Source organism: Butyricicoccus sp. AF18-9LB (genome assembly GCF_027684505.1).
GTDB lineage: Bacteria > Bacillota > Clostridia > Oscillospirales > Butyricicoccaceae > Agathobaculum > Agathobaculum butyriciproducens.
In genome coordinates this window covers 48287-73331 of the sequence record NZ_JAQCWA010000004.1, presented here as the reverse complement: position 1 = coordinate 73331, position 25045 = coordinate 48287, and the positions used below count along the sequence as shown (strand labels likewise).

At 53.1% G+C, this 25045-nt stretch carries 14 protein-coding genes; 7 read left to right on the top strand and 7 right to left on the bottom strand.

Annotated features, from left to right (window positions below; translation table 11 throughout):
- Window positions 1-57 precede the first annotated feature (57 nt).
- From PGY33_RS04385 to PGY33_RS04355, 7 genes are all read left to right on the top strand, one after another.
- A complete protein-coding gene (locus PGY33_RS04385) occupies window positions 58-411 on the top strand; it encodes a hypothetical protein (RefSeq protein WP_270477535.1) in 354 nt (117 codons plus the stop codon).
- The gene (locus PGY33_RS04380; RefSeq protein WP_270477532.1) at window positions 408-806 is read left to right on the top strand and encodes a hypothetical protein; all 399 of its coding nucleotides are present in this window, start codon (window positions 408-410) and stop codon (window positions 804-806) included. The genes PGY33_RS04385 and PGY33_RS04380 overlap by 4 nt, the downstream gene beginning before the upstream one ends.
- On the top strand, window positions 803-10156 hold the full coding sequence (locus PGY33_RS04375; RefSeq protein ID WP_270477531.1) for an InlB B-repeat-containing protein: 9354 nt from the start codon (window positions 803-805) through the stop codon (window positions 10154-10156). The genes PGY33_RS04380 and PGY33_RS04375 overlap by 4 nt, the downstream gene beginning before the upstream one ends.
- Before the next feature lie 319 nt (window positions 10157-10475).
- Window positions 10476-11177 carry a LytTR family transcriptional regulator DNA-binding domain-containing protein gene (locus PGY33_RS04370; protein WP_243022947.1) on the top strand — a complete coding sequence of 234 codons (702 nt, stop codon included), beginning with the start codon at window positions 10476-10478 and terminating at the stop codon, window positions 11175-11177.
- A 46-nt stretch (window positions 11178-11223) separates the two neighbouring features.
- Window positions 11224-12318, top strand: coding sequence for a hypothetical protein (locus PGY33_RS04365; protein ID WP_147356934.1), 1095 nt, complete (start codon window positions 11224-11226; stop codon window positions 12316-12318).
- Between the two features lie 9 nt (window positions 12319-12327).
- The gene (locus PGY33_RS04360) at window positions 12328-19713 is read left to right on the top strand and encodes an InlB B-repeat-containing protein (protein WP_270477526.1); all 7386 of its coding nucleotides are present in this window, start codon (window positions 12328-12330) and stop codon (window positions 19711-19713) included.
- A gap of 3 nt (window positions 19714-19716) precedes the next feature.
- Window positions 19717-21036: an S-layer homology domain-containing protein gene (locus PGY33_RS04355; RefSeq protein ID WP_270477524.1), complete on the top strand. Its 1320-nt coding sequence runs from the start codon at window positions 19717-19719 to the stop codon at window positions 21034-21036.
- 13 nt (window positions 21037-21049) lie between these two features.
- On the opposite strand, the gene PGY33_RS04350 is transcribed toward PGY33_RS04355, so the two are convergent.
- From PGY33_RS04350 to PGY33_RS04320, 7 genes are all read right to left on the bottom strand, one after another.
- Window positions 21050-22678, bottom strand: a complete 1629-nt coding sequence (locus tag PGY33_RS04350) for a recombinase family protein (protein ID WP_270477521.1) — start codon at window positions 22676-22678, stop codon at window positions 21050-21052.
- A 70-nt stretch (window positions 22679-22748) separates the two neighbouring features.
- Window positions 22749-22880, bottom strand: coding sequence for a hypothetical protein (locus tag PGY33_RS04345; protein ID WP_270477520.1), 132 nt, complete (start codon window positions 22878-22880; stop codon window positions 22749-22751).
- A gap of 421 nt (window positions 22881-23301) precedes the next feature.
- Window positions 23302-23550, bottom strand: coding sequence for a helix-turn-helix domain-containing protein (locus tag PGY33_RS04340; RefSeq protein ID WP_004613734.1), 249 nt, complete (start codon window positions 23548-23550; stop codon window positions 23302-23304).
- 2 nt (window positions 23551-23552) lie between these two features.
- Window positions 23553-23972, bottom strand: a complete 420-nt coding sequence (locus PGY33_RS04335; protein ID WP_270477518.1) for an RNA polymerase sigma factor — start codon at window positions 23970-23972, stop codon at window positions 23553-23555.
- Window positions 23973-24251: 279 nt separating this feature from the next.
- Window positions 24252-24476, bottom strand: a complete 225-nt coding sequence (locus tag PGY33_RS04330; protein ID WP_055171218.1) for a hypothetical protein — start codon at window positions 24474-24476, stop codon at window positions 24252-24254.
- Between the two features lie 15 nt (window positions 24477-24491).
- Window positions 24492-24821 carry a DUF3784 domain-containing protein gene (locus tag PGY33_RS04325; protein ID WP_009243023.1) on the bottom strand — a complete coding sequence of 110 codons (330 nt, stop codon included), beginning with the start codon at window positions 24819-24821 and terminating at the stop codon, window positions 24492-24494.
- Window positions 24822-24835: 14 nt separating this feature from the next.
- Window positions 24836-25045 (bottom strand): helix-turn-helix transcriptional regulator, encoded by a 210-nt coding sequence (locus PGY33_RS04320; protein ID WP_005342572.1) that lies wholly within the window; start codon window positions 25043-25045, stop codon window positions 24836-24838.

Genomic DNA, 25045 nt, shown 5'->3' with positions numbered 1-25045 from the left:
TAATTGAACAAGAGCGATTTGTGAGTCAATTTTGCGTACTGATGAGGAGGAGAACATATGCATCTGGCACTGCTGGCACGATATCTGGACGGTGACTTGTGGGAGGCGCGGCTGTGCGCTGCTGTTCCCGAAGATCCTTTGCCGGTTGATGAATTCAACGCGCTTTCCGCGCTCTCCGGCTGCACCGCCGCCTACGATGCGGCAGTTGTGGCACTGGATGGTCCGGACGGTCTGACAGCGGTACGCGAGCTGCGGCAGCGGGCGCCGCTGCTGCCTATCCTCTGGATTGCAGATGAGATGGAATACGCGGTGTTCGCGTTCCGATATCGCGTGACGGCATTCCTGCTGCGCGATGCTTCAACCGCGGCACTGCGCAGCGCGATCAACACCATGAGGAGGGAATCTGCATGAATATTGCCTGCTGCGGCATCGACCGCGAGCAATTCCACGCAGCAGAACAGGCGTGTGGCTGTCCGGTGCTGTATTTTGCCGATGCACCCGACCGGCGCGGCGACGTTCGGCTTGCCTATGCCCTGCGGGACGGCGTACCGATCCGGCTGGCGGTAGTCGGTTATCAAGGCGCGGCAGGACTGACCGCGTGCGATTTTCTGTGCAGTCATCTGCCCAGAGAGCGCATACTGTGGCTGTGCCGCCGACCCGAGTTTTCCACAGAAGCGCGGCGACTCGGCGTACACTTCTATCCCGTGGGACCGCCCGATACCGTCCCACCCAATCAAATCACACAGGAGCTCATCCGCCTGCTGCGGCAGCAGCCAGAATACAATAAAGGAGGCATAACAGAATGAAATACAAAAGAGGGATCAGCTTGACATTGACAGCGGCGCTGCTGCTGTCAATGCTGCCGCAGATCGTACTGCCAAAGGCAGCGGCAGCCAATACACCGGAGCGCGAGATCGACAGCAGCACCTATGCGGCGCTCGGTCTGTCGCTCAATGCCGAGGACAAGGGCGCGTCTCTGACAGCGCCGTACAGCAAGAAGCACGTTTCGCAGGCGTTCACCGCCAGCGAGGTCTATGTTGCGGCGAGCGGTTCGCAGGCGAACCGCTACCTCATCCGGGACGGCTTCGACCGCATGGAGACCAACAACCGCGATTCCGCTGTATGGGACGGCGACAACAAGAGCAATGTGCAGGGCAATCTGGACGGCGCATATATCCGCTATGCCGTCAACGGCTACGGGCTCGGCTTGGGCAAATACGGCAACACCTACGCCAGCAAGCTCAGCTCAAACAGCAGCAACCTGACCGATTACAACAATAACGACTTTTCCGGCATTTATGCCACCAGCACCGCGTTCAACAAGGACGACGGCAAGGATAATTACGTTGCCGAGCTTCGTGCTTACGGTCGCGGCGAAAAAACCACCATCGGCAGCAAAAAGTACGACGGTAAATTCGAACTCGCACTGTTTAAGGTAGACGATAACGGCAAGCGTTCCCCTGCCGGTACGCTCTCCCCGACCGCTACCGCAGAAATGACCTACGGCGACGGCATGGCGTACTTCACCCGCCGTTACGTGCAGGAAATGGACGCCATCATGGACGTTGCCGCGGCAGATATGAACGGCGACGGCAAGGACGAGCTGTTCGTCTACGCCGGACGCTGGAAAGACGAAAACGGCATGCGCTACGCCTATGTGGATGTATTCAACACCACTTCCATGAAACGCATTGACGAGTTAAAAATCAATGCCGGTAAATCATCCTCGTATCAGCAGGCAACGCAGTGGCAGTGGCAGATCGAGAAAATCCCGGTCGTGACGCTTGCCGGCGGCGACCTTGACCGCGACGGCAAGGAGGAGATCGCCGTTACCGCGTCCGCACCGACCGACAACAGCAATGTGTCCTCGGCGGCGCACCTGACCGTGTTCACCGAGGAATCCGGCACGCTCACGCCGGTCAGCGGTCTGGATACCGTATCGCTTGCCGATGGCAAGCAGGCGATGGTATCCGCAAACTGCGCGTTCGGCACGTTCTCCCTGCCGGATACCGGCATCACCGGTACGGTGCTCATCGCAGCGGGTTATCAGAGCAATAACGCCTCTTCCGCGCACGACTCCGGCATGTATACGACCGCTGCGTACCGCTTTGCCTACTACGATCCGCAGTCGAAAAAGTTTAAGCTGTCCGAGTACCGCACACAGGCACTCGGTGACAGCGGCAAGAAAATCGCGCAAAGCTACATTGATGACCCGAATGAGGACTATTACCGTCCGGTCCATGCGCCTATCGCGCTCGGCTGCGCGGATATGGAGGGCATCGGTGCAAACAACAGCAACGATGAGGTACTGCTCGGCGGAGAAATCTACGATTTTGACACTACCGGCGGTATCACGACCCAGCTTTCGTCCGTCAGCGTGTGCACCTCGCAGGTCAACATCAACGGCAAGAACAAGGCCAAGGAACAGGTCTGGATCAGCGATGTGCAGGCGGGCGTAGTGGATAGTAACCCATCCGGCCAAAGTGCGGTAAATCAGGACAACAAATGGCGCGAATCCTTCGTTTATGTTGCCGGCGTACACCGCAAGGAGCCGGTCAACGGCAGCGATGATTACTACTGGATGGACCTCGGTGCGGCATATCTGACCGGCGCAAAGAGCGGCGCGTCCGATTATACCGAAAACCATATGTTCTTCAGCACGCAGGAGGGCGTTATCGCGGAATCCAGCCGCCGCAACGACAATACGGGCACGTTCGTCAGTCTGGCACTGCCGGATTTCGGCAACGACTCGATCACCATGCGCTACGTTGCCGACTATACGGTATACACCAATCCCGAGGTATACGCAGTCCTGCAGGCGACACCGTACTTTGCCGACCTCAACGAAACGTATGACTACATCGGCAACGGCGGCACCGCCTACGGCACAAGCAAATCCACCGGCGACACCAAAACCGCAAGCGTTTCGCAGGCGCTCGGCGTATATCACTCGCTCGAGGTACAGGCGCTCGCCGGCGGCGAATACGAGGTTGAGCTGTCCGCAAGCTACAGCTATGACTACGCAGAATCGACCGAAATCGAGCACTCCGTCACCTACAACGCGCAGGCAGGCGGCGGCGATATGGCTGTTGTGTACACCATACCGTATCAGTACTATATTTATGAGATGTACGACCCGGGCAGTAAGCAGTGGAGCACTACCATCCTGCCCGCAGCGCTCGATCCAACCGTTGCGGTGCTCGATGTGGAAAGCTATGACGAGATCGCCGCGGAAACCAAGGGGCTGGAGCCGATTTCCGGCAATCTGCTTTACTCCACGCCCGGTGAACCGGAAACCTATGCTAATCAACCCGCCGGTACGCGCGAGTTTACCTTTAACGGTGCCTATGCGCACACGGGCGCAAGCAGCACCACTGCCGATACCACGCAGGAGATCACCAAGACGACCGGCAAAGAACACAGCCACGCTTTTAATCTGGAGCTGAACTACAAGGTTGGCGGCGGCGGCGCACTGCTCGGCAATAAGGGCTATGTCGGCGTGACCGGCAGCACCGGCGCAGGCGGCGGCTGGAGCAAGTCCAGCGCGGAAGGAACGGCGTTCTCCGGTACAGTCGATTCCCTGCCCGCTGAGGCAACGCAGTACGGCTTCGACTGGAAGCTGATCGTCAACAATGCGCAGCTTGACGGAACGCCGGTCTGGATCGTTGGCTATGAGGTCAAAAACGTCACGCAGCCACCCAGAATGCCCCAGAATCTGACCGTTACCGAGGTCAGCACCAGCACGGTGGATTTGGAATGGGAATCCAGCGGCGGCGCGGCATATTACGAGATCAGCATGATTGACCAGCATGGCGAATACAACAAGATCGCAACAGTCCCCTATACGGTAACACAGTATCAGGTGACCGACCTCGATGCCAACACCGATTACCGGTTCAGCGTACGCGCGGTCAGTCCAACCAAGGGCAGCAGTATCGACAGCCCAATCGCCTACGCTACTACGCTGAACGGTACGGCGAATTTTGAGATCACCACCCACCCGGAGGACGCCTCGACCGCCGCAGGTAAAACTGCGACCTTCACCGCCGCCGCAACCTACACCGATGACAGCGGCGCCAAGCCGGTCAGCTATCAGTGGCAGGTGAAAACGACCGACAGCAAGTCGCAGTGGCGCGAACTGAAAAACAGCACCGGTGTTTCCGGCGCGGACGGCCCATCGCTCACCATCACCGCTGCGGAGGAGATGAACGGCTATGCATACCGCTGCCGCGTGTATGTGCGAAACCGTTCGCTGTACACCAAATCCGCAGCACTGGACGTTTCTCGCGTGCCGACCAGCATTCAAATCACACCGAAGGACGACACCGTTTGGCTGTCCGGCGGCACGCTGACGACCAGTGAGGGAACCACTGTCACCGGTCAGAAGGCGGTAACGCTGACGAGCGGTGATAAGACCTATTCCCTGCTCTCTGGCGGTAACCAATTTTTCTGGTTTGACGGTGCGGCGTATTACGCCTATAACGGTACCCCGCCGACGCTTACCAATGGTCTGCTGGATAAGGACACGGTGCTTTCCGCCGACAAAATCGGCAGCGCTTTGGATATTCAATCCGAAGGACCGCAGGCGATCCTCACCGTAACGGACGCAGACGGCAAAACCGATACGAAAACGCTGGCGCTCGGCAATCCGGTCAGTGACAGCACCTCTATTCCCTATAATGGCGTATCGTACACCGCTGTACACAAATTCCAGCCGACCGACAGCGCGTATTCCGGCTACACCTTCTACGAGGCGAACGGAAACGGCGAAATCGCATATCTGTACACCAAGGACAGCGGCACGACCTACCTGCCATTTACGCTGCGCTATGCGAGCACTCTTGTCGGCAGAACGGACGTCAACACGCTGGCACCGGTCTATCAGGCGACCGAAACCACCGGCACGAACACGAAAACCGAAAATATCACCGGTAAGCAATATCCGCTGACCGCCTCGGTATGGGAAAACGGCAGCAAGCCGACCGGCATGACCGGCACCGTCACCTTTATCATTTCCGGTGCGGGCATTGAGGGACAGACCCTTACCGTACCTGTCAGCGAAAGCCAGGACAAGTTCACCGCACTTCTCGATAAATTTGCCCCCAAGGGCGAAGGCGCGGCAACCATCACCGCCATGTACTCCGGCGATGACGTCTACGCGCCGAGCACCGCGTCTGTGAATGTCTATTTCGTGCTGAACAAGCAAAACCGCTCGGTGCTGTCGCTGACCGCACCCGCGAACGTCACCTACGGCGAGAGCGCAAATCTCGCCGCAACGCTGACCAGTCAAAAGGGCACTTCGCAGAATGTCGCAGCTACCTATACGGTGGAAAAGCTGGTAAGCGGCAAGTACGTTTCGGCAGTATCCGCCACAGACTATACCCTCGAAAACGGCGTATTTACGCCCAAACTGGTGACGAACTACCGCATTACCGCAACCTGTCAGAATCTTACCGATTCCAAGGTTATTATCGTAAGCAAGGGCACGCTCACGCTGTCCGCTGCCGATACGAGCAAGGCGCTGAACGACACCCGCACGCCTGCCGCCGCAAAGGTTTCCGGTCTGGCGGCATGGGACAACGACACCCTAACGGCAGACACGGACTACACGCTGACCTCCGAAGGCGTTTCCGCAGCTTTGCCGGGTGAATACCCGATCTATATCGCGCTAAAGGATTCGCAAAAGATTCAATCCTTGCAGGAGAAGTACAATATCCTGCTGAAAAACGCGGTTTACACGCTTTCCGGCGAAAGCTACACCGTAAACGCCAAGGGCGATACCAACGGCACGGTTTCCATCACCTATCAGGCGGATGCCGCGAGCGCAATGCTTCCGGTTTCCAGCGGCAGCAGCCTGCCCAAAGGCAGCAAGGTGACGTTCACCGCACAGCCCAAGGCAGGCTACACCGTCAGTCGCTGGAAGGTTGGAGATTCCTACCTTGCAGGTCAGGGCGACTCCTACTACAATGCCATCAGCTACACGATTGACAGTTTGAGCGAAGACGTAGATGTTTCCGTGAATTTCACCGCCGGTACGAGCACGCTGACGTACAAAGCCGACAGCACCGCCATCGGCAGCGTGACCGCGAATTACCTGACGGACGGTGCACTCGGCAGTGCGTTTATCTCGGGCGGAAACGTCAATTACAGTCAGACCATCCGCGTGTCGGCGCAGCCCAAGGACGGCTATGCGGTCGATCGCTGGGAGGTCAACGGCGAAACGCTCAAAACCGCAGACGGCACGCACAATTACACCGGCAGCACTTATACATTCGATAAATTCACCGAGAATGTGACAGTAACCGTATATTTTGTCGCAAACAGCCAGCCGGTTGTGACCATTAAGCCGGTGGACAATGACGGCAATCCGCTGACCGGCGCAAAAGTCTCGGTCGGCGGCACCGAGCTGACCGGCATGAACGGTGTATTCACCGATACGGCACACACCGGTGAAAATCCGGTCATCACCGTAACGCCGCCGGACGGTCTGCTGGTGGATTCGTGGACGGCAACACCTGACACAGCAGGCACGCTCAGCACCGATAACCGCGTCATGGCGCTGCATGATTTGCGCCAGAACACCACCTTCGTTGTAAAATGCACCGCACTCAACCGCTATACCGTAGCCTTTCAGGGCAAGATGGCGGACGGCTCCGCAATCACCGATGTGGCAGGTACGGTATCGGCGGTCAAGCTGGGCGCAGGTGCGCTGACGAGCGGCGAAAGCCAGCTTCAAGGCTCAACCATTCAGTTCACCGCCAAGGCGAACACCGGCTATGAGATTGCCGGCTGGAAGCTGAACGGCAACGCCGTTGCGCCGACCGCAAGCGGTACCTATCAAATCCCCTTGCTGAACGGCAACGCCGCTCTGGTCGTAACCTTCCGTCAGCAGCCGAAAATCACGCTTTCGGCAAGTGAAAACGGCACGCTGACCTGCGACTCGCATACCGGCAGCAGCTTCTATCTGCCCTGCGACAGCAAGGACGTGCTGACCTTCACCGCGCAGCCGAAGAGCGGCTATCGCGTGAAAGCCTGGACGGTCAACGGCAAGTCCGTTTCCGGTACGGCAATCACAAATTCGGACAAGGAAAAATACACCTACACGCCAGACAAAACCAACGGCATGACCGATGACCTGACTGTTTCCGTTGTGTTTGAGAAAATCCCGACCGCGAAAATTACCTTCTCGGTTGTGGATACCACGCCGGAGGACGACAATTCCGGCGAAAACGGCACACTTTCCGCTGTAGCGACCCGCAACGGCACGAATACCCCGCTCCGGAGCGGCAATGAAGTTCTCAGCGGCTCGGAGGTTACGTTCACCGCACAGCCCAATCAGGGCTACAAGGTGCAGAGATGGTATCTGGACGGCAAGGAGCAGGCAGGCGCGCCGACGCTCAACATCACGGATAGCGATACCGCACACGAGGTCAAGGTGCAGTTCACCGAGATCAGCAGTGCTGTTACCTTCGGCATTGCCGAAGACAGCGACACCGGTCATGGCGCAAGCCTGTCCGCCGCCTTCCTGCGTGCCGGCATGAGTCAACCCGATGCCATTGCCAGCGGCAACAACGTCACCGCCGAGGGCAAGCTGACCGTAACGGTCGAAAATCTGGGTGACGGCTACAAAATCGCAGGCTGGACGCTGAACGGCGCCGTTTACGAGCAAAACGGCAAGCCGTATACCGGCAACAGCCTCGCTTGTGACGTTTCGGCAACACAAGGCGCGGATATCCGCGTAAAGCTTGAGCGCAAATCCTACGAAGTGACCTTCTCGGCGCAGACCGGCGGCGGCATTACGAATGATAAATCGCTGCCAAGCGGCGATATGGTCAAGGGTGATACGGAAATCAAGTTCACCGCGTCCGCACCGGCAAGCGGCTACACCTTCATCGGCTGGAAGGTAAACAGCACGATGCACAAAACCGATGCAACGACCTACACCCTGACCGTCACCGAGGACACCGAAATCATTGCGTGCTACGAAATCGCGGACGCGGAATACACCGTGACCTACGGCGTGATCCCGACCAGCGACGCGGATAACGGCACGCTGACGGTTTCCGGTCCGGACGCAGACGGCAAGGCAAAATCCGGCACGCGCGTTGCGTTTACGGCAGTACCCGATACGGGTTACATGGTCGAAAACTGGTACGCAGACGCGGCAGGCATTACTGCCATCGGTACGGCGGAAAGCACAACCTATGTCATTGACCCGCTGACCGGCAACACCTCGGTTTACGTCCGCTTTGTGCCGATTCCGACACACACCGTCACCGTCAATATCAGCGGCAGTGGCGCGGTTTCTGCCAAAGTAAACGGTGCAGACGTTGCTATTACTGGCGGCAAGCTGACCGTTCCGCACCATGCGGCGGTTGTTCTCACCGCACAGCCGAGCAGCGGCGCATATCTGACCGGCTGGACGCTGGATGGCACGGCAGAAGGCAACGCGCTGACACTCAACCTGAACAACGTGACGAAGGACCACACCATTGACGCAGCATTCGGCGTCAGCCAGATGGTGACGCTTACGACCGTCTGCGGTGACGGCGGCAAGCTGACCGTTAAACGCGCGGATGGTACGACCATTGACGCCTCCGGCGGCATTCAGGTACCCAAGGGCGCTCCGCTGACGCTGACCGCCGCACCGGATTCCGGTAAGATGGTTCAGGCGTGGACGGTAAACGACACGGCAGCAGATGAGCTCTCCAACACTTTCACGCTCACTCCGACCGAAAACAGCAAGGTGCAGGTGGATTTTGAAAATGTAACGCTGTTTGATCTGCCTGCCGACAACGCAACGTATACCTTCCACACGAGTTCCAGAACACCCCATGATTACGGCACGGAACGTCAGATTCGCAAAGGCGGCACGATCGAATTTGCAATGCGCCCCGCAGATGGATATCTGATCCGCAACCTCGATTTCCAAGGCGGTACGGTAACGCGCTGCGCATTGCAGGCAGACGGCAGTTGGAGCATCCGCATGGAAAAGGTTATCAGCACTATCACGTTTAAGGCCGACATCTATTCGATGGTTCCTCTGACCATTACCGCACCGCAAAACGGCACACTGACGGTCAAGCTGGGCGACACCGTTCTGACAGACGGCGCAAAGCTGGCGGCAGGCGATATACTCACCATTGCCGCAGATCCGGCAACCGGCTACACGCTCGATAAGCTGACCGTTTCCGGCGCGACCAAGCAGCCGGGCGGCACTTACAAGGTCGATGCGGCAGCGGTTTCCGTCAGCGCAAGCTTTAAGAGCACCGGCGGTACCTCCGGCGGCGGCGGCGGTGGCACCGGTGGCGGTACCGCTCCGGCGGAGGACAAACGCATTACCGTGGAAAACAGCAAAAACGGCGCTGTATCTCCGTCCGACTCGAACGCCAAGCCCGATACCAAGGTAACGCTTACGATCAAGCCGAACAGCGGCAAGCGGCTTTCCGGTCTGACCGTGACCGATGAGAAGGGCAACGCCCTTCCCCTCACCCGCAAGGACGCCGCGCACTACGAATTTACCATGCCGGACGGCAAGGTGACCGTCAAACCGGTATTTACCGACAGCAGCACCTCCTGTCCTGGCGGTATCATCTGCCCGACCCACGAGATGAGCGACGTTCCGCTGGACGCATGGTACCACGACGTCGTAGATACCGCAGTGGACTGCGGCTGGATGAACGGTACCGGAAACAGTCAGTTCACGCCGCAGGGCACGACCACCCGCGGCATGCTGGCAACCGTACTGTACCGCATGGCAGGCAGTCCCAAGGCACCGAAGAGCACCTTCGCCGATGTGGAATCCTCCATGTACTACGCGGATGCGGTTGCATGGGCCGCCGAAAACGGCATTGTGACCGGTCTGGATGCAACGACCTATGCGCCCGCGCACAGCATTACCCGCGAGCAGCTTGCCGCAATGCTATACCGCATGGCGCAGCACAACGGACAGGCTTCCGCCAGCAGTGCAGACGTGCTGAACGGCTTTGCCGACCGAAACGCCGTACACGACTGGGCAAAGGATGCAATGTGCTGGGCAATCGAAAACGGCATTGTAACCGGCAAGGGAAATGCCGTTCTTGACCCGACCGGCACCGCTACCCGCGCAGAAGTTGCTGCTATGCTGACGAGGTTTCACAATCTGGTAGGCAAGTAACGCTTTTCTGCGGCAGCACTATAACAAAAAACGGAGCGCACAGCCATATTTTCGGCTGTGCGCTCTGTTTTTTTCTGTTTATCCCTGTCACCCGTGGATTTTCCCTTCCCCCCAATGCAGCTGTCCCATTTTCCTTTTTTCGATTTTCTTTAACTGGGACACTCCCTGTACTATTCGTCTGTCCCCTTCCCCCTCATGTTTTGGGATGATTTACAAGTTCCACAAGAACGGTGTACTAAGAATGGTGTTGTCGGACAGCAGTTCTCCGCCGGCTCTTATATGTCGAATAAGCATTAATATTATGCGAACAGCAATATTTATGCTTGAAACCTCCGACGGTAAGGTCTACAAGAGTTTGATCACGCTGGAACGACTGGAAAGCACACTGGGCGACTCGTTCCTCAAGGTGCACCGCAGCCGGCTGGTATCGGTGATGGCGATACACGACATTACGGACAAAGTAAACCTCAACAACGGCGAACGGCTCGGCTATGTGGCCCGCCGCAAAAAGGAGCTGACCGCCGCACTGGCCGAAAAGCGTGCTCGGCTGATCGGCACGCTGGACAGCGAAACGCCGCCTATGCCCGATGATGAGCTGCACGCACAGTATCGCTGCTTCGATGCGCTGCCGATTGCATTCACCGATATCGAAATGGTACTCGATGAGGACAAAAACGCTGTTGACTGGATTTTTCGATATGCCAATCCCGCGCTTGCGTGGCTGGAAAAGGTGCCGCTGCACGAGCTGCTCGGACGCTCGTTCCGCAGCGTGTTTCCCAACATGGACAGCAAGTGGCTGAAAAGCTACGAGCGTGCTGCACTCTACGGTGAAACGCTCGAGCTGATCGACCACAGCCCGGAGATCGACACCTATCTGAAAATCATCTGCTTTCCGACACAGCCGGGACACTGCGGCTGTTTGCTGTTCGACATTGCAGAGATGAAATTCGCGGAGGACAGCGGTGACGCGCACAACGCCAAGCTGCGGTATTTCGCCAGAATGCTGGCAAAACTGCTCTGATTGCTGCATTTGCAGTCGGAAATAGACCCCGAGAAGGAGGAAGAACATGAGAAAACGAAAATCGGCATGGGGAGCTCCCCATGTCCCAACAGAGACCCGTTGGGGCAAAAGAGGCATTGTTCTGTTTTTGAGTGCAGCAATGTGCCTCAGTATGCTGCCGACGATGGCGTTGGCGGACAACAGAGACGCCGCGACAACGGATGAATACGGATTTGATCTGTCTACGCCGAGCAGCTTTCATGCAAACGACGGCAATCAGCCGTTTGGCAACGGCGCGGGCATCAAGGGCAACCTGAACCCCACCAAGGAGATCAGTATCATGGAATCGTGCGGCGACAGCTACAGCAGCCGCGTTTACGATTTTGATGAATCGAGCATTCTGAAAGGCTCGAGCGGCGGCGTATTCAGTTCGAGCGACCATTACGCTGGTCTGGATAGCACGAAGTTTTCCACCGCAGCGGCGATGAAGAACACAATTAATAAAGGTAATACTTCTCCCTATTACTATGTCAGTGCTGCGGCATTTGAACGAACCGGCACCGGACGTGATAGCACCGTTGCATACTGGGGTACAACACGTGGCTCGGGAAACAGCGATTATAAAATGCAGCTGAATGTGTTTGCTGACAATTCGGGCAACTTTAGCAGCAGCAGTATCAAGTACGGAGGCTCTGATGCAGACGGCGCTTACAGCTGGATGAGCAAGCTGAACGGCTACAACGCCGAGGGTTATACCGCTATTGCTGCGGGTGATTTTGACGGCAACGGCAAGGAAACCGTGGTGTTTTATGATCCGGCAAAGGGCAATCTGATGCTCAAAAGCAATGATGGATACTATCAAGACGGTAAAGATGTTCTGAACATCGGCAACGACGAAACGCTGAAGAAGTATTTCGGCAAAACGCTGAATGAAATTCAGACTCTGGGCGGAACCGATCTGGATAAAATCGCAGAGAACACCGCTATGGTGCAGCTTGAAGCGGCGGATTTGGACGGCAAGGCGGACAACAAGGACGAGCTGATCGTCACGGTTTCGCTGGGCAATCTGTATGGTGAGTCCGGCATTAAAGAGCTCGGCTCGGTCGTGATGGTGCTGTCCAAGGATAGCAACAGCAGCTGGAAGACCGTCTGGTCCTATTAGTTCAGCCATGTGCTTGCCGGCAACCAGCCGACAAACAAGTACGATGCAGGCTGGCATCTGCGCGCAGCGGCAAGCCGCGCGGAGGATATCGACAACGACGGCGCGATGGAGATCATCACCGCCGGTGTCGGCGCAGACGATAACAACACTGACGATAACTTCCATAACAGAGGCTACTTCGCGGTCATCACAGATTACACCGGCAACGGCTATAAGGTGGACACGACGACGCAGAACTTTGATGGCAAGGACGTTTCCTGCCAGAGCGGCATCTATGTGAAGCAGAACGGTGACAACAACACGAACTGGGTCGGCGAGGACTCCTCGTACCTGCAATGCATGAACCCATGTTCGCTGGGTATCGTGCGGTTTGACGGACGCGGCACCGTGCCGTATATCGTCATCCGCGGTCAGATCTTCAAGTACAATTCCGCAGACAGATCGCTGAACGGTGCAGATACAAAGACACAAGGTCTGGATAAAGTCCTGCAGGACCGCAAGATCATCAACCAGCCGATTGTCGGCAACTTTGATGGCAACGCGGCAGGGCGTGAGCAGATCCTGTTTACGCTATCGTCCGGAGACGGAAAGGCCGTAAACATCGGCGGCTATTACTACAAGCCGACGGACTACGACAGCAGCAAGGCAACCGGTTCGTATCAGAGCACAGGCAAGGGCAAAAATGTGATGAACGACACCGAAAACGGTCTGCGAAGCTGCCGCTGGGGTATGAACGCATGGGGCATCGCCGAAATCGCGCTGGCGGCGCCGGATATCGACAGCGACGGCATTATTGCGGACTATCAGGGCAAGGAATACGCCTTTAACGATCCGCAGGTGCTTGCCGTTATGGAGGCGCCTCCGTATTTCGAAGACATTGAATACAGCAACGCCGGCGAAACCGCGATCTCCTTCTCCAAGGGCAGCGGCAGCTCCACCGGTACCAGCACCGCAAACCGGATCGGCACCTATGTTTCCTTCTCGCAGAATTTCTCCGTAGGCGGCATCGTCGATCTTGGCGGATTTGAATTTGAAACCGCGTTTGAAGCCGAGTGGAACAACTCCATTGAAATAGAGCAGAGTTTCACTATGACCAACAGCTTCTCCGCCGAGCAGGCGGAAAGCGCGGTGGTGCTGATCTGTATTCCGGTCACGATCTATCACTATAACACCACGTCGGCGGACGGCTCCAAGAGCACGATGGATATCACGGTAGCAGACGCGCCGACCTACAAAACAATTCCGCTGTCGGAGTATAACGCGGCGGCGGCGCAGCGCGGCGACCCCGAAATCGGAAGCGACATCATCGCCTCCACGGCGGGTCAGCCTTCTACCTACCGCAGCACGACGACCGGACTCAAGAACGCCGTTACCACCAGCAAGGGCACGAATGGCGGCTGGTTTGCAACCGAGTCCGGCGAAAGCTCCAAGTCCCAGTCGGTAGAGTTTGAAACCTCGCAGACCACCACAAAGGAGCTTACCTTTAATATTGATGCCAAGGGCGGCGGCGGTCTCGGCGGATTTAAGTTCGGTCTGAGCGGCGGCTCGTCCTCCGGCAGCAGCGCGAGCAGCATTTCCACCGAGGGAATCGAGCGCAGCGGCACCGTGCACGATCTGCCGTCCGGCACAACGGGATACAGCTTCCAGTGGCAGTTTGTCGGCTGGGAGACCACGCTGTCGACCGGTGGTCTTTCCTACAATGTTCCGGTGCTGAGCTATCTGGTGGCAAACGTAAAGCAGCCACCCAGCAAGCCGCAGAATCTGGAAGCCAAGGAAGTCACCACCAACAGCGTGACCCTGGAGTGGGAGAGCGGCTTTACCACGGCAGCGCAGTATCAAGTTTACCGCTATATGCCGAACAACACCACCGGCACGAAGTACGCACTGCTGGGCACGGTAAGCGGTCTGGCTGCCGACAAGGACGGCAAATACACGCTGACCGATACCAAAGTACAGCCGAGCACGCAGTATCAGTATGTGCTCGAGTCGGTCGGCACGGACGGAACATCCACGGATTATACCGAGCCTCTGGCGGTCACTACACTGGCGACCGGAGACAAGCCAAATATTACGAAACAGCCGGAGAGTACGAGCGTTCGCCCCGGTACCGATGCTGTATTTACCATTTCTGCGACCCCGACCGGAGAAGCAAAGGGCGTTACCTATCGCTGGCAGAGCAGAACGAACGGCGGACGCTGGACCGATTTGAACCAGAATGCGCCGAAGCTGACTGTCGAAAAGCCCACGCAGAGCATGAGCGGCACCGAATACCGCTGCATCGTTTCGCAGACCAATATGAAGACGGAAAAATCGTCGGTGGTTTACTCGGATACGGTCAAACTGACGGTCGGCAAGGCGGACAGCACAACTGTACTGAAAACCAGCGGCACTGGCGGCAGCGCGACCCATGAAACAACAGCAGGAGAAACGAAGAAAACCGTTACCGCACAGTATAATATCAGTGGTAAGACGTACCAGAAGTACGATAATGCGTATACAGGTGATAAGCATATCGAAAGCGGCGTGTACGGCGCTTCCGGCAGCACCGGCTATCACTATTACGAGATGACGCCCAGTGACCTGCAAGGACCGAACGCTGACGGCGTGTACACCGGTACGGTTTCTGCTACGCCCACAGCGCTGACCGCCGCAGCGGATCGCGTAACGCTGAATGACACGGCGTATGAAATCGGCGACAACGGTTTCCGGAAAACCCAGCAGACCGAAACAATCGGTGAAACAGCCTATACGGTTTACACCGCAAGCGGCGTTGCCGATAAAGCAGGAACGCAGGAAACGCTGACGCTGTATCGTAAGGATGGTACCTATTATCGCAAGGATGGCGATACGCCCGTTGCGATGGCAGGAAAGACCACCATCAGTGATACAGACACCAACACCTATCGTACAGACAGCTTGACACCCGTTTATGTGACTGAGAACGGCTATACGGTTCTGACCTATACTACGGAAAGCGAGACTCCAACTACGCTCACCATCTACGAGCTGCGCGGTACCTACTACTCGAAGAATGGAGACACCTACACCAGCCTGTCTCTGGTAACTGGTCTGTATCAGAATACGGACGGCAAGCTGTTCAAGCCCGGTGCAGCCGTAACGACCGAGGTCAAGACCACCGGCAACAAGACGCAGGTACCGGGCGATGAAGTTACACTGACCGCAACGGTAAACGTGAAGGATAGCAGCGCCGCAAACAACGGCACGGTCACGTTCGAGATCACGAACACGACCACCGGCAGCGTGGTACGCTATCCGGTAAGCAAGTCCTCCGGAAATTCCAAGGTTGAGTGCAAGTGGACACCGAGCGAAGCCGGCGTTTACAGCATTGTGGCGATTTTCGGCGGCAACAGCGAAACGAACGGTTCGCGCAGCGGCGCAGTTACCTACTATGCCAAGGCGGCAGACGATCTCTATGAGATTTCGGTAAGCGACTGCACTTATGGCGACACGATTTCTCCAAGCCTCAAGAGCGTGACGATCAACGGTACTACCAGTCCAGAAAAGACCGGCGTCACCTACGCCGCCTACAAGGACGGTTCGTCTGCGGTGACAAATTGGGAATCCGGAAAAACGCTTGTTCCAGGCACCTATCGCATTACCGCAACCGCAGATAACAAGGTGCTGGCAAGCAAGTACATCACGGTAAGCAAAAAGCCGATTACAATTACGGCACCCAATACGAAGAATGGTGACATTAACTTCGGCGATTTGTTGGCAGCCGACAATACTTACAAGAGCCTGTTTACCACAGAGGGTATGCCGACCGACAAGACCGCCGGTGTATACAATGTCAGCGTGGTTTATAACGAGCCGGAGAGCGGAAATAAGACCGACTTCGTGAATAAACAGGCGGAATTCCTCTCCAAGTATACGCCTACGCTGAAAAGCTCCATGGTTCTTGTGCTGGCGGATACCTACACGGTGACCTACTCCAATGGCAACAACGGCACATTGCAGGATTATCAGGGCGGTTATTCGACCTCCTTTAAGAGCGGTGCCGAGATCGCAAGCGGCAGCAATGTGATTTTTGCCGCTGAGCCGGCAAAAAACTATCAGGTTTGGAAGTGGACGGTCAACGGCACTGAAGTGACCGAAAGTACGACTAATTACACCCTTTCGGCAGACAAGAAAACGCTGACGGTTTCGAGCCTGCAGAAGAATCTGGATGTACACGTTGAGTTCTCCAACCAGTTCTACACGGTATCGGCGCAGAGCGATACCTACGGCTCTGTCACCGCCACGACAAACGGCAATCCGCTTGCAGCGACCTCTGTGCTCAGCGGCACCGAGGTTACCTTTACGGCGAAGCCGAATGACGGCTATGTTGTAAAGCAGTGGACGGTTACCCGTGACGGCAAGGTGGAAACGCAGAAGAACGCTGACGGCACTGTTTTCAGCGGCAGCGAGCTTAAACTGACGATCACTGCGAACACGGTTGTCAATGTCACATTCGAGCAGACGGCACAATTTGAAGTACATTATTCGGCGGTCGATCAAGAGGATACGAACAAGGAAATCGCTCTGAACTTCGAGACCACCGGACTGACCGACGGTAAGGGCGAAAAGGGCTCTACGGTTACGCTGACCGCAAAGCCGTCCTCCGCGATGGGCATTGCCGGCTGGCAGTACAAGATCTCCGAGAGCGGTACATGGACTGACTCGAGCGTTACCGGACTGCGCTACACGATTCGCAATCTGCAACGCAATATCTTGGTACGCGCACTAGTGAACGACAATGCAACGCCGACGGAAGTAAACTTCGGTATTGTCGATGAAAGCGGCAAGGCTGTTGCAGGCGGCGGCAAGCTGACCGCAAAGTATACCGCAAACGGCGCAGAAATTGCGACTGGCGCTAATTGCACGACCTACAGCAGCATCACCTTTACCTATGAAGAGCCGACCGCGTATGAGGTCGTAAACTGGACGGTAAACGGTACCGAGGTAAAGGCAGACCGCAACGGCAAAATCTTCACCTACACCATCGACAGCCTGACCACACCAACTACGGTCAACATGGTGGTTCGCGCGAAGCCTACGGTAGCAATTACACAGCCGACAAACGGCACGATCAGCGTTGCCTACACGCTAAACGATGTAGCGGTAACGCCGGAAGATGGCAAGTATGTCTACTCCGGCACGAAGGCAACCGTAACCGCAGCACCGAACGATAATTACGTTGCAACGGATGTAACGGCGGATTCGGGTAGCAGTATCATTACTACCCCGAATACAGATAAGGTGAACGGCGTGCAAACGCTAACGGTTGCTGAAATCAAGGCAAACACTACCTTCTCCGCAACCTTCGTGGAAAAGCCGGTAGTAACGATTAAAGCGGGTGAGAATGGCTCGGTTGAAGTCAAGGGCACTGTGAACGGCAAGGCAGATACCGCGCTGACAAGCGGCACTCATGTGGACTTTGGCACCGACCTTATCGTTACGGCAACGCCGGAGAGCGGCTATGTTGTAGGTACGATCAACGGCAGCGCTGTCAATGAGGACAAGGCAAACGGCGCAAAGGACAAGACGCTTGAAAAGGTTGGCGAAAACACTGAAATTACCGCGACATTCCTTGCAAAGCCGAAGGTAACAATTAGCACCGCTACAGGCGGCACGGTTGAAGTCAAGGGCACTGTAGACGGCACGGAAAAAACGCTGACCACCGGCAACTATGTGGACTTTGGCACGAGCCTCAAGGTTACGCTGACGCCGGATAAGGGTTACGAGGTCGGCATGATGGATGGCGTTTTGCCGGCATACACCGACGGCACCGGCACTACAACCGATAACAAGTCCTACGCCATCAGAAATGTGCAGAACGATCCGACCATCACGCCTGTATGGTCAGCGATTCCGACCACTATGGTCAACTGGTCTGTCATCGACAAGACGCCGGACACGAACGGCGGCACGGACGGCACGCTCAAGGCGACTGTCACCCGCAAGAACATGGACAGCTACAAGGTGACCGACTCCACCGCTGGTACACTTACGGTTTACCGTGATTCGGTCGTTACCTTCACCGCAACGCCGGATACCGGCTATAAGACCGGCGTATGGCAGCTCAACGGCGAAAAGCAGGACAGCGAGCCGGAGCTGACGATCGACAATCAGATCACCACGCCGCAGACGGTTCAGGTTCAGTTTGACCCGCTGGGCGACAAGGTGACCTACGGCTTCAAGGAAGGCAGCACGGCGGCTGACAAGCACAATGCAACGCTTTCCGCAGCCTTCACGCCGAACGGCGATGGTTCCATTACCTTTACCGTTTCCGGTCTGGATAACGGTTACAAGGTAGAAGGCTGGTATGTGGACGGCAGCAAGCAGTCCGGCGAGACCGGTACGACCTTTACGCACAAAGTGACCCATAATATCGGCATGGATGTGCAGGTGAAAATCGTCCGCAAGTCGTATACGGTGAACTTCTCCGCAACGAACGGCACCGTAACAGCACAGGCAAACAAAGCACCGCTTGCAACGGGAAATTCCATTGTCGGTGACACGAGTGTTACCTTTACGGCAATGCCGCAGAGCGCCACCGGTTATACCTTCGCAGGCTGGACCGTGAACGGTGAAAAGAGCGAGGAAACGAGTGAAACGCTCACGCTTCCAATCACGAAGAACACCACGGTTTCTGCAGCATATACGCTGAATACCGTATCCTACGCGGTAAACTACGGTGTTATTTCTGACAGCGAGGGCACCGCAAACGGTACGCTGACGGCAAAGAACGGCACGAAGGCGTTTGACTCCGGCGCAGAGCAGCCTGCCGGCTCGACCATCGTCTTTACGGCACAGCCGAAGGACAGTTATCAGGTCAAGGGCTGGTATACGGCGGCTGACGGCACGACCGAAATTGCAGACACGGCATCCGAGCAGAACCGCTACACCATTACCAATCTGACCGATGAAGCAACGGTATATGTAGCATTTGAACCGATCCCGACCTACGAGATTACGATCAGCACGACCGGTTTCGGCCACGTCACCGCGACGGTAAACGGCACGACCGCGGATATTACGGACGGCAAGCTGACGGTCAGCCGTCACGCCAATGTAGTCCTCACGGCTGTACCGGATGACAACCAGTATCTGACCGTCTGGACACTGGACACTGAGGACAAGGGCAACAGCAGTCTGACGCTGGAGCTGAATGATGTAACCAAGGGTCACACAGTCAAGGCGGACTTTGCGGCAAGCCAGCTCGTTACGCTGAAAACGATCTGCAACGCAAACGGCACGCTGACCGCTCAGGCAGGCTACGGCGATACGCTCGAGACTGTCGACGCCTCCTCCGAATCCGGCATTCAGGTGGAGAAGGGCAAGAAGGTCGTTCTGCGCGTAACACCGAATACTGACTACATGGTGGAGAAGTAGACGGTGAACGGCACGGTTCAGGATAACCTGTCCAACACGCTCACCATCGAAAACCTGAGCGAGAATACCGAGGTTGAGGTTGCGTTTGAGCCGTATGCGGGCTTTGTGATTCCGACAAGCGATAACGGCTGGACGGTTTCCAATGTCAAGCGCACACCGGACGATACCACTCCGGTAACCGAAATTCGCAAGAACGGCACCGTCACCTTTACCGTAGCACCGGTAAGCGGACAGTATCTCACCACACTCACGGTAAACGGTACGAATTGTCTCGGTACGATCAGCAATGATGGCAATGAGAACAAGCTGACGGTCGTGAACAATCAGAACGGCAGCTACACCATCACCGTTGCGAATGTCACCAATAACATTGCGCTGGAAGCGACCTCCATGCAGTTCCAGACAGTAAGGGAAGAATTGACTGTTCCGGAAGTGCTGAAGAAGAAGTACGCCGATACCGATGCACTGAAAACCGCACTGCAAATCGCACTGCGGACGCAGGTCGACAAGGTGAACGCTTCCGTACCGGCAGCAAACATTCAGTATTATGACATTCAGCTTCAGTATAATGATGGTACTGGCTGGAAACCGGCAACTGAGAAGCACTTCCCGGCAAACGGCATCACCGTAACGATTCCGTACAGCGAGCTCAAGAGCGGTCTGGACAGCAGCTACACCTACACTGTTATCCATATGTTTACAAGCACGATGAAGAATCACGAAATCGGTGAAACCGAGCCCATCACGCCGGTTAATGGTACTGACGGTATCAGCTTCACGGTGAACAGCCTGTCTCCGTTTGCCATCGGCTGGTACAAGAACACCGCACCGATGCCGGGCGGCGGCGGTGGCGGCGGCGGAGCCGTTGCGCCGACCACCTACGATGTTGTGATCCCGTCCGCGCTGGCGAACATCGTCAAAGCGGATAAGACTAAGGCGGCGGCAGGCGACACCGTAACGCTGACCGTTTCCGACGAGGGTACGCTGACCGTCACGGACTCAAACGGCAAGTCCGTTGCGCTGACCGACCTCGGCAGCGGCAAATACACCTTTAAGATGCCGTCCTCCAAGGTCAATGTGGCATTTGCCGCGTCCGGCGAAACCAAGCCGTGTGATGGTGGCAAGGATTGCCCGTCGGCACCGTTTAAGGACGTTGACACCGGTAAGTGGTATCATGTATCCATCGACTATGTGCTGACGCACAGCATAATGAACGGCGTTTCCGGCACTTCCTTTGCACCGAACAGCAATCTGACGCGCGGTGTGCTGATTGTAGTTTACGCAAATTGTGATATGTATTCCCCAATATATATGGGGAGTTAGAAATGTATTGAGATTAGATAGCCTTTTTCTCCAAGTCCTCACAGTAAACGCTTGAAAATAAATGTTCCAGTTCATTTCCGAAGTTGTATGAGATTTTAAGTTTGCGGTTTTCATAAACTGTTATCTGGTCTATCATTTCCACAATAATATCTCTGTCTAATTCTTCAATGTCTTTCAGTTCCAACAACCGCCTTAACCACGGTGTTTCAAAAACATCTTCTGTTACACTTTCCTTTTTCTTTTCTTCCAGCGTTTCAATCTGTTTGGAGTAAAGCGTTTCTTTTTGTTGATAGTCCTCTCGATAAGAAAGAAATTCGTCTTTAGAAATCAGTTCGTCTTTGTAATCTTCATAAATTGACTTTTTCAGCTTCTTCACTCTTTCAAGCTCTGCTTTTAACTTTGTCAGTTCTATGTCTGTTGATTTTCTGATTTTTGTTGCTGTGAAAGATTGTGATTTTACAAGTTCCTGCAAGTTCTCTACATTGCGGATAATCTGCTTTAAATCTCCCAACACAATATCATTCAATACTTGAAACGGGAGCGTGTGCGGAGTGCAATAATCTTTTCCACTTCTTTTGTAAGTCCCACAATAGAATGAATAGGACTTACTTCCGTCAGCACGTCGCCAGAAATTTTTCATCATTGCCCGACCACAATCGCCACACTTGATAAAACCTGCAAAGATATTTTTATTTGTTTCTAAATCAATATCCCTATGCTTTTTCGTCAGCAGTTTTTGTACCTTACCCCACAGTTGACGGTCTATAATCGGTTCATGGGTATTTTCAACCCTTATCCAGTTTTCTTTCTCAACTGGACGCTGTTTGCTTCTCATTCGTTGATGTTTCTTTCCTTGTACCATGTTTCCAATATAAATCTCATTTTGCAACATCACTTTAATTGTGGAATACGTCCAATAAGAAGTTTTCTCTAAACGGTTGCAATTTTTGTAGTTTTCGCCGTTAAGCTTTTTATATTCCGACGGACAAAGGATACCCTCTGCATTTAGTATTTTTGCAATGCTTTGTTTTCCTATTCCTTGTGCATACATGGTAAATACTCTTTTTACAACTTCGGACGCATATTCATCAATCACAAGTTTATTTTTATTTGCAGGAGATTTCTTATAACCATAACTTGTAAAAGCTCCGATAAATTCTCCTGCTTTCTGCTTTGATTTTACAGTCGCTTGAATTTTATTAGAAATATCTCTGGCATACTGCTCGTTGAATATATTTTTAATAGGAAGTAACATATCGTATGCCTGCTTCATACTATCAATATTATCTGTTACAGAAATAAAACGAACATTAAGCTCTGGAAATATTCTTTCCAAATATCGCCCCGTATCAATGTAATCTCGTCCGAAACGGGAAAGGTCTTTTACAACAACACAATTTACCTTGTTATCCTCAATGTCAGCAATCATTCTATGAAAGTCTGGTCTATTAAAATTCGTTCCCGTAAAACCGTCATCAATATAAACATCATATAGGATAAAGTCATCATGCTTGTTCACATATTCTGTTAAAAGTTTTCTTTGATTTCCTACACTATCGCTTTCTTCCTTATCTCCGTCCTCTCGTGATAATCTGATATAAATAGCCACGTTAAATAAGTTTGAACCTTTTTGATAAATCATTTTTCCACCTATTCAACTGCCGTACCTATGATAATATTATACCATAAAGTACGGCTTCTTTCCATTGTTTTCAAGGGTTTTTCCCTCTTGATAGTCCTTTTTTAACATGAGATTTCACGATACGGACAAGCAATTCCTCTACGGAAAATTTACCTAAAAATTCCCGTTCTACGATATATTGTGCAGGTTCTTTTTTAGCCAAGTTATCAGCCCCCTTAGTCAGCTATCTATTCTCAACATACGCACATGGGCTTATCCAATATGCGTATTTTTCACAATGTTACAGAAGCAGACAGACGGCTTTGGAAAGCTCCGTTAGTATCTCAACTATTCCCATTCTTGTGGGCAGAACCGCACCATGCGGACGTATCATTATTCTGTGAGGATAGGTCGTGGCAAAACGACTTTTCCAATAGTCGCTCTCGGATCACTGCGTGGGTCGCTCGCTTTCTTTTGAAAAGGTCGTGGCGTACAGTCCCCGTGGCTCGCTATCTCACAAACGTATCTGTCTGCTTTATTCAGTTGTCAAAGAGCTGTGGCGAAAGCGTGTTGCTTTCATGTAAAAGCAGGTGCAGAGCAGGAAAGAGGGGATTGAACAAATCATGCTCTGCGGTTACTGCTTGTTATTCTTCTTCGATTTCTAAGGCAATATCAAACCCTAAAATCATTTTAATAAGTGCTTCTCTGATAAGTCCCTTTAACTCCATATCTACAACAATATAGACATTGCCGTATTCATCATAGAGTGGACGCAGACAGCACTTTGATATGTACGGGTCATAAAACGCCAGTATCTTTTCAATCGCTTTTTCGTCCCCGTCCATTGCTTGTGAAAGCAAGTAGTAGGACGGCTTCTTAAATGTTTGCTTCATTTTTACTGTTTCTCCTTTAGTAATTTTTTCATAAGTGCCAATGAGTTATGCCGATTTTGGAATACACCGCTTCTGGAAATATTCTGCTTTTTTGCAATTTCTTCGTTGTTCATTTCCAAGAAATAATACATCAGCAAAGTTTCACGGTTACGCTCGGACAACTGTTTCAAGGCTTCTGCCAATTCATCATCATAGACACGAATATCATTACCGCATACATTGAAAATTGTATAGTCCGTATCATAGTCGTCCCAGATAGCCAGATTTTCTACAACGATTTCTGGAAGTTCACAAAAGAGTGTTTCTTCCTTTTGTCGTCGTTTTAATTTCTTCTGATAGTCCTTAACAACATGTCGGACAACTTTCTTCAAACAACTTTCAAAACGGCATTGAACTGTTTTCTGGAAGTCAGACGGTTTCATCAATCTCACCCCCTTTCCGTTACGACGTGAAAAGTGGTTATCCCTCTTTCCGCACCATATAGGGAACGGCAGGTGTGATTTGTTAAGTTGAAACCGAAAAAATTAAAAAAATTTTTTTTGGTATGAAAAAAGCCCGCACAAAACATATAGTTTTATACGAGCTATTAAAGCTGTAAGATATTCAGTTTTTAATAAAATGCTATTAGGTAGTGTATGATTGTATAGAGTTTCGCTTAAAATGTTCCATAATACAATCCCCCTTACAGCATTTGTTTTGTATTACACTTTTGTCTTTTTGGTAATCTTATAAATATATTCTTCTGGTGTAGGGCGTTTATTCCCAAAATACTTTTTGAAATTTGCCTGCACCTCTGGGTCGGTGCTATTCATAGCTTCATCAATCGTAGCTTCAATATCCGCCCGAACATCAGCCAATGATACACCGCCAGCTTTTGCACCAGCTTTCAATGCCTTTTTTATATCTCTTTTGTTCAGTCCTATCATATTCATACCTCAATTCTACTTTTTAAAGCTAATAAGTTTTCCGTTGTATTTTACAATGATGAATATGATATAAAACACTCCTACAACAATCAAAATAAGACCTATGTAATAGCCTAATTCAGAATGAGAGATTAAATTGATAATCGGCATAACAAGAATACCAATACTAACCAGTAAAGTGCCTATTCCTATTTTTTTTGTAAACACCTTTTTATCTTTAGGGTCAAGTTGTGTATAATGATAACCATGTAATAAAGTAATATTCTCTTTTATTCCTATTTGATAAGATATAAAAAGTAAAAACAATCCTATAACTATTTCAACAATCAATTCCTCTAATTCCATAATCGTTCTCTCCTTTAATCAAAATAAAATAATTCTTCAAATTTTTTATCTAAAGCTATACAAAGCACTAATGCCAATTTTGCTGTTGGATTAAATTGTCCAGTTTCAATAGAACTAATTGTATTCCGAGAAACCCCGACTAGTTCAGCTAATTCTGTTTGTGATAATTTTTTTTCTTTTCGTACAGTTTTTAATCTGTTTCGCAAAATTAAATGTTCGTCCAT